The 12,562-nt window shown below is 58.6% G+C and carries 13 protein-coding genes and 4 pseudogenes; 3 read left to right on the top strand and 14 right to left on the bottom strand.

Annotated elements, in window-relative coordinates; translation table 11 throughout:
• The first annotated feature begins 25 nt into the window (after positions 1-25).
• The 3 genes from ttdA (at position 26) to ACHMW6_RS10895 (ending at position 2,407) form a co-directional block, all read left to right on the top strand.
• Positions 26-925, top strand: coding sequence for a L(+)-tartrate dehydratase subunit alpha (ttdA, locus tag ACHMW6_RS10905; RefSeq protein WP_395407103.1), 900 nt, complete (start codon positions 26-28; stop codon positions 923-925).
• Complete coding sequence (gene ttdB, locus ACHMW6_RS10900) at positions 922-1,527, top strand: L(+)-tartrate dehydratase subunit beta (RefSeq protein ID WP_395407102.1); 606 nt, start codon at positions 922-924, stop codon at positions 1,525-1,527. Before ttdA ends, ttdB begins: the two co-directional genes overlap by 4 nt.
• A gap of 76 nt (positions 1,528-1,603) precedes the next feature.
• Positions 1,604-2,407: a 2-keto-4-pentenoate hydratase gene (locus tag ACHMW6_RS10895; RefSeq protein ID WP_395407100.1), complete on the top strand. Its 804-nt coding sequence runs from the start codon at positions 1,604-1,606 to the stop codon at positions 2,405-2,407.
• 83 nt (positions 2,408-2,490) lie between these two features.
• On the opposite strand, the gene ACHMW6_RS10890 is transcribed toward ACHMW6_RS10895, so the two are convergent.
• From ACHMW6_RS10890 to ACHMW6_RS10825, 14 genes and pseudogenes are all read right to left on the bottom strand, one after another.
• Positions 2,491-3,006 carry a hypothetical protein gene (locus ACHMW6_RS10890; protein ID WP_395407099.1) on the bottom strand — a complete coding sequence of 172 codons (516 nt, stop codon included), beginning with the start codon at positions 3,004-3,006 and terminating at the stop codon, positions 2,491-2,493.
• 36 nt (positions 3,007-3,042) lie between these two features.
• Positions 3,043-3,399 (bottom strand): dioxygenase, encoded by a 357-nt coding sequence (locus ACHMW6_RS10885; protein ID WP_395407098.1) that lies wholly within the window; start codon positions 3,397-3,399, stop codon positions 3,043-3,045.
• A 71-nt stretch (positions 3,400-3,470) separates the two neighbouring features.
• Positions 3,471-3,887 (bottom strand): hypothetical protein, encoded by a 417-nt coding sequence (locus ACHMW6_RS10880; protein WP_395408578.1) that lies wholly within the window; start codon positions 3,885-3,887, stop codon positions 3,471-3,473.
• A 43-nt stretch (positions 3,888-3,930) separates the two neighbouring features.
• Positions 3,931-4,350, bottom strand: a pseudogene (locus ACHMW6_RS10875) (branched-chain amino acid ABC transporter permease); the annotation flags it as partial.
• Positions 4,351-4,739: 389 nt separating this feature from the next.
• Positions 4,740-4,967, bottom strand: a complete 228-nt coding sequence (locus ACHMW6_RS10870; protein WP_395407097.1) for a hypothetical protein — start codon at positions 4,965-4,967, stop codon at positions 4,740-4,742.
• Positions 4,891-6,150, bottom strand: coding sequence for an ATP-binding cassette domain-containing protein (locus tag ACHMW6_RS10865; RefSeq protein WP_395407096.1), 1,260 nt, complete (start codon positions 6,148-6,150; stop codon positions 4,891-4,893). The genes ACHMW6_RS10870 and ACHMW6_RS10865 overlap by 77 nt, the downstream gene beginning before the upstream one ends.
• Entirely contained in the window at positions 6,147-6,689 is a 543-nt protein-coding gene (locus tag ACHMW6_RS10860; protein ID WP_395407095.1) for an ABC transporter ATP-binding protein, read from the bottom strand. Before ACHMW6_RS10860 ends, ACHMW6_RS10865 begins: the two co-directional genes overlap by 4 nt.
• The gene (locus tag ACHMW6_RS10855) at positions 6,587-6,868 is read right to left on the bottom strand and encodes an ATP-binding cassette domain-containing protein (RefSeq protein ID WP_395407094.1); all 282 of its coding nucleotides are present in this window, start codon (positions 6,866-6,868) and stop codon (positions 6,587-6,589) included. The genes ACHMW6_RS10860 and ACHMW6_RS10855 overlap by 103 nt, the downstream gene beginning before the upstream one ends.
• 67 nt (positions 6,869-6,935) lie before the next feature.
• Positions 6,936-7,733 (bottom strand): ABC transporter substrate-binding protein, encoded by a 798-nt coding sequence (locus ACHMW6_RS10850; protein ID WP_395407093.1) that lies wholly within the window; start codon positions 7,731-7,733, stop codon positions 6,936-6,938.
• A complete protein-coding gene (locus ACHMW6_RS10845; protein ID WP_395407092.1) occupies positions 7,658-8,209 on the bottom strand; it encodes an ABC transporter substrate-binding protein in 552 nt (183 codons plus the stop codon). Before ACHMW6_RS10845 ends, ACHMW6_RS10850 begins: the two co-directional genes overlap by 76 nt.
• 74 nt (positions 8,210-8,283) lie before the next feature.
• Positions 8,284-9,350 (bottom strand): annotated as a pseudogene (locus ACHMW6_RS10840) (maleylacetate reductase).
• A gap of 41 nt (positions 9,351-9,391) precedes the next feature.
• A pseudogene (locus ACHMW6_RS10835) lies at positions 9,392-10,853 on the bottom strand (aldehyde dehydrogenase family protein).
• Between the two features lie 91 nt (positions 10,854-10,944).
• Positions 10,945-11,949 carry a hydroxyquinol 1,2-dioxygenase gene (locus ACHMW6_RS10830; protein WP_395407091.1) on the bottom strand — a complete coding sequence of 335 codons (1,005 nt, stop codon included), beginning with the start codon at positions 11,947-11,949 and terminating at the stop codon, positions 10,945-10,947.
• A 28-nt stretch (positions 11,950-11,977) separates the two neighbouring features.
• Positions 11,978-12,512, bottom strand: a pseudogene (locus ACHMW6_RS10825) (hydroxyquinol 1,2-dioxygenase).
• Between the last annotated feature and the right edge of the window lie 50 nt (positions 12,513-12,562).

Raw genomic sequence — 12,562 nt, 5'->3', positions numbered from 1 at the left:
ACATTTTTCAAAAGAGGAGCACCACATGGACAAGGAAGCAGCCGTTCTGTCTCTGACGGACACCATGGCCAAATTCACAGCCTACATCGGCAAGCGTCTTCCCAAGGACGTCAAGGCCAAGCTGGCCGACCTGCGCACGATGGAAACCAACCCGCTGGCGAAATCGATTTACGATTCGATGCACAGCAACCAGGAGGCCGCAGACAGGCTGGATCGTCCCAGCTGCCAGGACACCGGCGTTATCCAGTACTTCGTCGAAGCCGGCGCGCACTTCCCTCTGTTGGGCGAACTGGAAGAGATCCTGCAGGAGGCGACCGCCGAAGCGACCCGCATCGGTCCCCTGCGCCACAACGCTGTGGAAACCTTCGACGAGAAGAACACCGGCACCAACACCGGTACCAACATCCCCTGGCTGGACTGGCGCATCGTGCCGGAAAAGGACAGCTGCACGATCGACGTGTACATGGCGGGCGGCGGCTGCACCCTGCCCGGCGCGGCCAAGGTGCTGATGCCCGGTCAGGGCTACGAAGGCGTGGCGGAGTTCGTTATGGACGTGATTACCGAACGCGGCGTGAACGCTTGCCCGCCGCTGCTGGTCGGGGTCGGCGTGTCCACTTCGGTGGAAACGGCGGCGCGCTTATCGAAGCTGGCCATCATGCGTCCGGTCGATTCGAAGAGTTCGAATCCACGCGCCGCACTAATGGAAGAACTGCTTGAGCAAGGCCTGAATGAGGTCGGTATCGGTCCGCAGGGCCTGACAGGCAACAACAGCGTGATGGGCGTGAACATTGAATCGTCCGCCCGCCACCCGTCCACCATTGGCGTCGCCGTGAATACAGGTTGCTGGGCGCACCGCCGCGGCAAAATCCGCATCAACGCTGACCTGTCCTATGACATTCTGTCCCACGAAGGAGTTGTACTGTGAAGAAGATTTTGACGACCCCCATCAAGGATGAGGATCTGCAAGGCCTCAACGTCGGCGACGTTGTCTACCTGACCGGCCGCCTGATCACCTGCCGCGACGTGGCACACCGCCGCCTGATCGAGCAAAAGCGCGAACTACCCGTCAACCTCGACCGCGGCGCCATCCTTCACGCCGGTCCTATCGTGCGCAAGAAGGATGAGGGCTTCGAGATGGTGTCGATCGGCCCCACGACCAGCATGCGCATGGAGAAATTCGAACGCGAATTCATCAAGCAGACTGGCGTCAAGCTGATCATCGGCAAGGGCGGCATGGGCCCGGAAACGGCGGCCGGCTGCCAGGAACATACGGCGGTGCACGCGATCTTCCCCGGCGGCTGCGCAGTGCTGGCAGCGACGCAGGTCGAGGAAATCGAAGGCGCGGAATGGCAGGATCTGGGCATGCCCGAGACTTTGTGGATCAACCGCGTGAAAGAGTTCGGGCCCCTGATCATTTCAATCGACACCAAGGGCAATAACCTTATCCAGAACAATAAGGCTACGTTCAACGAGAAGAAGAAGCCGATTCTGGAGAAGATCAGCAAGCAGCTTAGCTTCATCAAGTAAGCGCGACGGGGACGCTTTATGCGTCCTCTCTAGTAGAATCCAATGCGAAGGTTCCACATACGCTCAAGGATTCACAATGACACCAGACGAAATTTCGCTCGCATTCCGTACCGCGCGACTGGCCGCCACTCCGCTTCCAGGCTATCCCGGCGATCGCGTTCCCGCAACGCTATCTCAGGCCTATGACATTCAAGAGGTTTCCATCGCGGCCTGGCCCGTTCGCCTCTCCGGCTGGAAGGTCGCAGCGATCCAGCCGCAGTGGCGGGAGACCTATCCGGCAGAGAGGGTCTACGGGCCGGTATTTGCCCGATCCGTGCTCCTCGCCGCCGCAGACGCGGTGGACTTCCCGGTCATCAAAGGTGGTTATGCCGCAGCCGAGGCCGAGTTCGCACTGCGTCTCGGTGACGGTTTTCCACTGCATACCCGCTTCGAGAACGCATCAGACCTGCAGCCGTTCGTGGCCGCCGTGCACGCCGCAATCGAAATCGCCGGCAGTCCCCTGCCCACTCTCAGCTCACTCGGACCAGGCGCTGTGATCAGCGACTTCGGCAACAACCTTGGCCTGGCCGTTGGTCCCGAACTGCCGAAATTCTTTGAACGCGATCTGGCTGACTGGCGTGTCGAGACCGACATCAACGGCGCGCTCGTCGGCAGCGGCAGCGCCGACCGCATTCCTGGCGGGCCATTGGCTTCGCTGCTGTTCCTGGCGAACAGCCTGGCCGAACGCGGCGGCACCTTGCGTCCAGGTGACTGGGTCTCGACCGGCGCGAGCACCGGTGTCCACCCGATGAGCGTGGGCGATGCCGTGACTGTCCGCTTCGACGGCCAGCAGGTACTTTCCCTGCGCGCCGTCGCGGCGGCTCCAGCCGCGACCAGCTGAAATCAGCGGCGGCCCTGACGCACGCGGCGCGAGCACGCGGCAGAGCGTCACCTGGCAACGCCTGACCGCAGGGGCCATCCCATTCACTTAATCGGCGGTGTTGGACGAGTGGACTCGCCTTCGCTCAACACGAACGAGTAGTCCAACGTGTAGTATGGCTCACCGGTTTCCGCAAGCGGTCCAGTGCTGGCCGCATGCGATTCGAAGCTGCCTACCAGGTCACGGGTCACGCCAAAAACGACGTCCGAATCCAGATATTCCGCGTCATCCGAGAATACTTGGGAAATCAAAGTCGAATAGCCTTCAGCGACGACGATGAAATGCAAGTGTGCCGGACGATACGGGTGACGTGCCTGTTTCCGCAGCAAAGTGCCGACTGGTCCATCCGTCGGCACCGGATAGCCTGCCGGACGTACAGTTTTGAAGCTGACCCGACCATTTTCATCGGCAAAGAAATGGCCGCGCAGATTCATTTCCGGTTGTTGCGGGTCCTGATTCTCATACATCCCAACTGGTGAGGCCTGCCAGACCTCGACCATCGCGTTTGGCACCACCTCATTTCGGGTATTGAGCACGCGAAGGTTGACGTACAACAGCATGCCAGGTGTGCCACTCTGGGCGATCGAGTCACCTGATCAGTATTTAGGCGAGTTGGCTCGATAGAACGGGCCAAGCAACGCTCCGCCAGTGCCCTCCGGCGTATTGGAGTTGTTGATGGATTTCACCAGTGTCGAGAGGCCGAGCACATCGGAAAGCAAGACCACTTCGTTGTGGCTATCCGAACAGGCGCCCCCTACCCTCCGGATGAAATCAAGTCCCTGCTCAAACTCGTCATCCGTCAAGTTCACCTCCCTCAGGAATGCATGGCTGTGACGGATCAGGGCTGACATGATTTCCTTCAGGCGGGCATCCGCTGTATTGCTCATGGCAGCCAGGACGATGTCAGTCACCGAATCAGGATCAGTAACAATGTGGGTGAAGTCGTATTCCATTTGAAGAATCCTTGTTTGCGATTGCGTAAAGTTGATGGGCTCGCGCTTGCATGCGAGATTTGCTCGGCATGTCAAGCTTTAACCGGTGCCCCGTCGAGGGTTTGTACAAGTGCACTCGACTGCTTCATTGCCAGCCGACGCTGAACCGGGAATACGCGCCAGTCAAATCGCGCTTGCAGGTATCCCCACAATCCCTGCTTGAACACAAGCGTGACCGTGATTGCCAACAGCCCCAGCCCGACCAGGTACCAGGTTCCGTAATCCGAGAAGAATTTGTTTAGCGCCCAGAAGATCACCGCTCCCACGATCGGGCCTTCGATCGTCCCCAAGCCACCGATCATCACCATGAAGATTGCGAATGCCGTCCAGTTCACAGCGAAAGCGGCGTCCGGTGATATCCGCAGATTGCCGAGAAAATACAGAGCACCCGCAAGGCCGGCGCCGAACGCCGAGACAACATAAGACTCCCAGCTTGACGCGCCTGACATCAATCCCTTGCGATTCCGAGGCGGTCTCGCTGTCGCGGATAGCCATCAACGCCAGCCCCTGCTTACTGCGAAGGAAGAAGTACGTCAAAGCGATGGTCACAGCGACTGCAGCGAATGTCATCCAAAAGGTCACGGACTCACGCGTTGCACGCTCAATCCCGGCAAGCGCGGTCAGACTAGTGCCGGAGCCACCGCCTACCACCGTCAGGTTGGCAAATGAAAGACGGAGCACTTCCGCTATTACCCACGTGCCAATCGCGAAATAGCCGCCTTTTAGTCGGAACGCGAGCCTGGAAACCGGTATCGCCACCAGCGCCGTCAGGACTGCTGCAACAGGAATGGCGACAAACGGATTGACGCCACAGAGGTTGGCAAGAATGACCATCACATAGCCGCCCAGGCCAAGATAGGCTTGCTGCCCGATTGAGACCATACCGCCATAGCCGGCCAGCAGATTCCACATACTCGCGAAAATGAAATAGCAGGCAATCTGGTTAAATTCGCGCATCCAGCTGGATTCCCCCCACCAGGGCAGGGTGCATCCCACTGCAAGCAACAGCGCCCCTGCGATCAGGGCGCCCTGGCTGGAGCGACTGGTCCTGACAACCGTATAGTGTTCGTTTTTCATAATGAATTCTGCGTCAGAAGGTGCCGGCAATGGCAATTACCGGGTCTTGGGGAACAGTCCTTGAGGCCTGAATGCCAGCATCAGCAAGAATGCGATATGGCCGAACCAGATGCCCCAACCTGGATCAAGCCGTGCGCCAATGCTCTGCGTGACGCCAAGAGTCAGGGCGCCTGCAAACGTCCCCCAGAACGACCCCATTCCGCCGATGATCACGGACTCGAACGCTAACAGCAGAAGCGCCGGGCCATCCGTTGGTGAGACGTCGTGCGAGTCCCTTGCAACGTTCCTGCAATGGCAACCAATACGAACGCGAGGCCGGTCGCTAGACCATAGACATGGCGTGAATCCAGACCCATCAGTTGAGCGACATCCTGGTCATCCGAAGTGGCTCGGAATGCGCGCCCAAGCGCCGTGCTTCCAAACAGCCATTGCAAGCCGGCGATGACAAGCACCGCGATCAGGAAGGTCCGCCAACGGCAGGACTCCGACCGACAAGTTCTCCCCCAGACTCAGGCTCTGGGTTCCCAAGGCGCCGATATCGATAGCTCTCGGGTCCGAGGTGAAGACTTCCGTCAGCACGTTCTGAATGACAATGGAGATCCCAAATGTCACGACCAGCGAAGGGAGCGGATCCTTGCCAAGCGTTCCATTCAGCACCAGTCTTTGCAAGCCGTAGCCGAACACAAAGGCGAGCGGGAGCAAGGCGAGCACGACTGCAATACTCGCGGCCGCGCCGTGTGGGCCGGTCGCAGCGAGCAATGAAAAAGCAGCGAAAGCGGCCAGTATCGTGAAATCGCCATGGGCCGTATTAGTCAGCCGCATGACACCAAACATCAGTGACTGGCCAGCGGCAAACATGGCATACAGGCCACCCAGCATCAGTCCCTGCAACAGCGTGTGAATCCAGCTCCACATGATGAATAGCTCTCCGGTCAAAGGCCAAAGTAGGCCTGCGAAATTTGATCGTGGGTCACGTCCTGCGATTTGCCGGTCAGGGAAATCCGCCCCCTCCTGCATGCAGTAAAGCCGATGCGATACGCTGCGGGCAGTCGCCACGTCCTGCTCCACAACAATCACGCTAAGTCCGCCTTCCGTAATCACCGGCAGCGCGTCGTATATCTCCTTGACGATAATTGGAGCGAGCCCCAGGGATATCTCGTCGCAGATAAGCAGCGAGGGGTTGCTCATCAGCGCGCGGCCGATCGCGACCATCTGCTGCTGACCACCAGACAGCTCGGTGCCAGGATGGCGGCGGCGCTCGCGTAAAACAGGAAACAAGCGGTAGACGGCTTCGAGATTCCACGGCCCAGGCCGCCGGCTATAGCCGCCGATCATCAGATTCTCTTCCACCGACAGGCTTGGAAAAAGACGTCGCCCTTCCGGCACCATCGCAATGCCTTTTGTAACGATCTTCCCTGGAGCCAGGCCTGAGATGGCCTCCCCTGCGAAGCGAACGGAATCCTTCGGTGCTTTAAGCAAGCCTGTGATCGACTTCAGGAGAGTCGACTTGCCCGCACCATTGGCGCCGATCAGCGCAACCACTTCGCCTGCCGCAATCTCAAAGTCGACGCCAAAAAGGGCCTGGAAATCGCCATAGAACGCGGTTAGCTCCTGAATTTTCAGTAGCGCGCTCATACTTCCATTCCCATATAGACGCGCCTGACTTCGGGGTTCTCGAGCACTGCAGTGGGCGTCCCCTCGGCAAGCACCGCGCCGAAGTTAAGGACGACGAACCGGTCGGCCACGGCAAGCAATGCATGGACGACGTGTTCGATCCATATCATCGTTACTCCCCGCGCCTTGATTGCTTTGATTTCGTCGACCAGCGTCCTCGCCTCATGTTCGGTCAGCCCGCCGGCAATTTCGTCGAGCAGCAGGAGCCTGGGTCTCGTCGATAGCGCGCGCGCCAAGTTCCAGCCGCTTGCGGTCCAACAAAGGCAAGGCGCCAGCGAGCTTGTTCGCTTTGCCCAGCAATCCTGTCTTTCCAGCACATCGATACACACTGGATATGCGTCCGTCTCCGGCAAGCCGGCGCCAAAAGTTGCGGCGACCAGACAGTTCTCAAACACGGTCATCGCCCCATAGGGCTGAGGCACTTGATAAGATCGACCGATACCGGCCCGGCAGCGCCGATGCGCCGGGGATTTGGAGATGTCCGTAGTGCCGAACAGCACGCGCCCCTTGTCGGGCCTGACGTCCCCGAGATCACGTTGAACAGCGTGGTCTTGCCAGCCCCGTTCGGGCCAAGGATGCCGAGCGTCTCGCCTTCAGCGACGCTCATCGAAACGTTGTCGGTAACCTTCAACGCTCCATAGCTCTTGCTAACACCCTCGATACTAAGAAGTGCGGTCATGAAGAACCCTGCCAACCTTCAGGCCGGCATATTCAGGTAATGGGATGCCGCCGTTCCGGCGGCAGAGTCAGGCTATCAGCCGCAGCTGGCCATTGGTCGGGATGGCGGGACTGGCAGCCGAATCGACAATGGCCAACTCGTACTTGTATTTCTTCCCTTTGACCCACTGCCCCAGCACCAAAGGCGTCTTGGACACATTCTTGAATGGCCCCGCCCCGCCCCACTTTACCGGGCCGACGATGGTAGTCATATTGGTCGCCGCGATCGCATCGCGAATCGCCGCGCGCTCGGCGGACTTCGCGCGGCGCAATGCATCCACCGCGACTTCGAAGAGCGCATGGGAGAAGCCAAGCGGCTGTGTCCACTGCTTCCTGGTCTGGTCTTCGTACGCGGCACACAGGCCTTTCGCATCCACCCCAGTGATGGTCGATTTGAATGGATGCCAGGGCGACCACCACACTTCCGTTGTCAAGCCGTCGCCAAGGTCACCCAAGGCATCGATCGCCGCAGGGAATAACAGTGCTTTCCCGAGTGTTACCACGCGCGGCTTAAAGCCCTGCTGCCGCGCCTGGGTCAGGAAAGTCTTGGCGTCAGGTGGAATCATCACACCGGTGACGATCTCGACACGGTCGCGCTTGAACGCCGCGATCTGTGCCGAGAAGTCCTGATTCATGTTCTGGTAGCGGCCCGGGTCGGTCAGGCTGAAGCCTTGCGCCGACAGGGCCTTGGGGAAGCCGAGATCCTTGTCACCCCACGCATTGCCATCACCGTCGTTAGGAAAGAGTCCACCTACCTTGTGGTTTGTCTGAAGGCTCTTCCAGCCATTGGTAAAGTTGGCGATAACATCTTCAAGCCCCCAGAACATATGGTATGTCCACTTGAATCCTTTATCGGGTTTCCGCCACGGCCGAAGAACCATGGCTGCCAGGGCGCGACAGTGGAGATGCACGGCACCTCATTCAGCTCGCACGCATCGGAAACAGGATTGGCAGTTTCCGGAGTGGACGACACAAGGATCAGGTCGACATTGTCCTTGAGGATAAGGTCGCTAGCGACCTCGCCAGCCCGGTTAGGGGAAGACTGGCTGTCCTTCACAATCACTTTGACAGGCAGGACTTTTCCGCCCACCTGAATACCCGCCTGGAACTTGCTCTGCAGCCCAGCGATCACCCATTTGTCCGCTTCACCGAAAGCAGCGAGCGAGCCAGTCTGAGGCGATACGAAGCCAATGCGAACTTCCTTTGCACTTGCGAACGCGGACTTCATGCCGACCGCATTAAGCATTGCAGCGACACCAGCGCTTTGCAGTACACGGCGGCGTCGTTGATTAAACCCTTTCATGTCTCCTCCTGTGATTGCCCGCGCATCGGTGCGCATATTTTTAGAATGGCTTAAGGCGTGGGTTGCGGCGCTGATCAACCTCCGGGTTGGCGCCCAGAGTAAGCGTCATCCAGCAGTTTCCGGATTGATGCCTGGTCGATTGGTTGAGGATTCCAATAAGCGTTCTCGCTGGCGATCTGTGCACAGCGATCCAGGTCCTCCTCGCGCATCCCAATGTATTTCAGCGCCATTGGAACGCCGAGGCTGAGTGCAAGCGCATGCATACCCTGCGCGGCATCTTCTGCACCGAGCGCACGGGCAATCCTCTCCATGGCCTCCGGCGCGGCGGCAGCGTTGAACGCGAGCACGTGAGGGAGTACGACTGTATGGGTCTCTGCGTGCGGCAGGTTGTAGCTGCCGCCAAGCGTATGGCACAGCTTATGGTGAAGCGACATTTCGACATTCCCAAGGACTGTCCCGCACAACCAAGCCCCATACAGCGCATGGGCCCGCGCCTCGATATTGGACGGATTCTCTACAATTTTTGGCAGAGCTTGCGCTAAGGCCGCTATGCCCTCCTCGGCAAAAAAGGAAAGGATTGGATTAGTGTCGCGTGCATACAGCCCCTCGGCAGCATGGGCAATGGCATTGATGCCGCTTGTTGCCGAGAGCATGCGCGGGAGACTCACCGTCAATTCAGGATCATAGATAACCGTTTTGGGCAGGACACGGGCGTCGCGCCCCGTCTTTTTGATGCCCTTCTCGGTGATGCCGTAAATTGGCGTCATTTCGCTGCCGGCATACGTCGTGGGAATGGCGAGGATCGGTATGGAAGACTCCAACGCGATGGCCTTGCCCAGGCCGGTAGTAGAACCGCCGCCAATCGCGATGGCGCAATCGGCGTCAAGCTTCCTGGCCATGGCCACGGCTTCGCGAGCGGTCTCGATCGGGACATGCATGACCGCCCGGTCGAAGATTCCGCGCACCGCGGACCAATGATTGCCTGCACCTTTTCAGCGCTCGCACGCTGTTCCGGGGTGCACAGAACGAGTGCACGAGTGGCGCCGAGCAACGCAATCTCACGTTCAAGGTGCTGCATGCTTCCAGCCCCGAACACCACACGGGGAAACCGGCTGTCAAACGTGAAACTTGGCAACGACATCATGATTATTCCAATGCGAATTTCAAGGTTTGATATGGCGCTTAACGCGGGTAGTACGGCGGCAGGTTGGCGTCCACGTTGACCCACACGGACTTGGCCTGCGTGTATTCACGCATGACTTCGAAGCCCATTTCGCGGCCGTACCCGGACTTGCCTACGCCACCGAACGGAGAAGCCGGATTGACGCGCTTGTAGCAGTTAATCCATACCATGCCGGACTTCATTTCACGCGCAATTTGATGTGCCCGGGTCAGGTTATTCGTCCACAGCCCACCACCCAGTCCATACTCGGTTCCGTTGGCGATTGCCAGCGCTTCCTCGTCCGTTTCAAAGGTGGTGACGGTGACGAACGGACCGAACACCTCTTCCTGGCTAACCCGGTCACCCGGTTTCGCTTTGACGATAGTCGGCTCGACATAGCAGCCAGCTGCAAGGTCCGCGCGAGAGGGAACCTTGCCGCCCAATACCAGCTTGCCGCCCTCTGATTGGGCAACCTCGACATACGACAGCACGCGGTCGCGATGCTGCAGCGAGGTTAGCGGGCCGAGCTCAGTGGTCGGATCCAGCGGATCGCCGATTTTGATGGATGCTGCCAGCGCGGCGAATCGCTCCGTAAACTCGTCGGCGATGGACTTGTGCAGGACCAGGCGCGAACCGGCGATGCAGGCCTGGCCCTGGTTGTGGAAGATCGCGAATGCCGAGCCCTGCACCGCTGCCTGAATGTTGGCGTCGCCGAAGACGATGTTGGCGCCTTTGCCACCGAGCTCCAGCTGGACCTTTTTCAAATTGCCCGCGGAGGCCTGGACGATCCGGCGGCCAGTGGCGGTGGAGCCAGTAAACGCAATCTTCGCGACATCCTCGTGCTCCGCCAGGTATTGACCTGCAACATGGCCAAGGCCCGGGACGATATTGACGACGCCCTCCGGGAAGCCAACCTCGGCCATCAATTCGGCAATACGCAAGGTGGTCAGCGGCGTAAGTTCTGCCGGCTTCATCACGATGCAATTGCCGGCCGCCAGCGCCGGCGCCATCTTCCAGCTGGTGAACATGAGCGGAAAGTTCCAGGCACCACCTGGCCGACCACGCCCACCGGTTCACGCAACATGTAGTTCAGGAAGCCTGCTTCCACCGGAATAACCGTACCTTCCAGTTTGTCGGCCATGCCACCGAAATAGCGGAACGTGACGGCCGTACGCGGCACATCCAGGTTGCGGGTGTCGCGCAGTGGGTGACCGGTGTCCAACGACTCCAGCCGCGCCAATTCGTCGGCGTTGGCTTCGATCGCATCAGCCAGCTTCAACAGCAGGCGGCCACGCTCCATGGCGGCCATGCGCGACCATTTTGGAAAAGCCTTGTTTGCGGCCGCCACCGCCTTATCAATATCCGCCTTACCAGCCATGGAGACATTGGCAATTACGGAATTGTCGTGCGGATTCAGCGTGGGAAGGGTCGCGCCGTCCTCCGCTGGAATGATCTGCCGTTGATGAAAAGTTGGGTTTGCATGAGTAACTCCGTATTGTTTTCAATGTGCTGAGACGAGCCCACTCACGGATGGAAACCGTCCGCGAGGCAATGCTGGCATCAGGAAGCGGCTTTAGAACGAAACAGGATTGATGGGCGCACGGCCTTCCTGGATGTCGTACACCACCTGCGGCGATCCGTTCTCCCAAACCAGGAGCATCGAACGCTTGGGCGAGAAGCCCTGGTGGCGGCAGTCGGCCGGCATTGCCGCCATATCGCCTGCCTTCATCACGACGCGGGCACGCGGCTCGGCCGTCAGTTTGTCTCCACAGTCCCAGGTGATCTCGTCGCACATCTGGAAGAACCACTCCACACGATCGTTGCCGTGGATGATCGGCAGCTTATGTTCTTCAGTGGTAGGACACATATAGCTGTGCTTGACCACCGAGGTAAATGACGGGTTCCAGACCACGTCTGAACGCGAAAGATAGGCGAACAGGTTAAACGCGTGCACTTCGTTTTCGAAGCCAGGCTCGGGATGCAGTTCCGGCGGATCCTGCGGCACATCCGCGAATGCGCGGTTAATCGGATAGCCTGCACTGTCGGTGCGCATGCCCAAATCGTCTTTCAGGCCGACGCATCGGTCGGCCAGCTGCCGCACGCGCCGGACAGCGCTCAGGTTGTCGCCGTTCTTGCGGCCATATGGCGTACCCGTTTCCTGTGGTGCGGCATATGGGTCAAAGCCGGCGTTGGTCCAGTTTTCCAGGATATCGACAAACGTCACGCGCACTTCTTCGGTGGGGAAGTTCTGCAGCAGATCCACATTGGCTTTCTTGTAGGCGCCGTTATACGTGCCGGCGAAGACGTCAATCGTCTTGTAATGATTGGTGGTGCCGAACACGTCATCGAAATTTACCCAGCCGTAGAAGAAGCCCCAGCCCACGTCGCGCATCAGCGCGCGAAGGAAATCACCAATATCCATGGTGTGCGAAGCGGGCTTCTCTTCTGCGGTCGACCAATGGATGTGAGCGAAATATTCGTCGCGCTCAAAGGTGAAAGCGCCGAGGTGGAAAGCCTTGTAGCCATATACCGGATGCGGTTCGGTGGCCGTGGATTGAAACTTGACTGCGATGTCCATTGATTGTCTCCTTCTTGATTTTGGGGGGTCAGGCCGCCTGGCAAATGTCAGCCCACTTTTCGACTGAAAGATCCCCTTTGCAGGTCTGGAGAACAGACAACGCCAGGCTTTGCGGCACGGAACTGATAAGCGGTATTTGCAGGCAGCAGCGCTTGATGGCCGCGCTTCAGGCGCATCCATCCCATAGCCGCTCCTTTTCGGCTCGCCGGCAACAATCACAGCACCGTTTTTATCGGCATCCCCCGATCTGTTGTGAAGGATCGAGCTGATCAGATGAATATCGACTTCCTTATCCATGCACAGTGCAAATTCGTCATGCGCACAGGTGAACCAGGGCGATGTGCCTTCAGTACGGAGGACTTCCAGGACATAGATCTGATTGATACCAAAGACCACTTTCTCGTATGCTTTCGATATGTTGGCAATTTCGAAGCAGTTGGAGAATGCATAGTGTTTGGCATCGTCGTTGATGATTTGCACGCCGCCTTTTTCGTAATGCTGAGCGAGCCGAATTTGGTCGTGTATTCCACGTTAGTCTCCGTTAGAACAGAATCGTTAAAGATTATTTTTCTTACTGAACCCAGTATATGCAGGGCCTATTGGCGAGAGTAGT

It is taken from the genome of Pseudoduganella sp. UC29_106 (assembly GCF_044055365.1).
In the GTDB taxonomy this organism is placed as follows: Bacteria; Pseudomonadota; Gammaproteobacteria; order Burkholderiales; family Burkholderiaceae_D; genus Rugamonas.
Note: the sequence above shows the minus strand (reverse complement) of the source record. Positions and strands in the feature narration are given on the sequence as shown.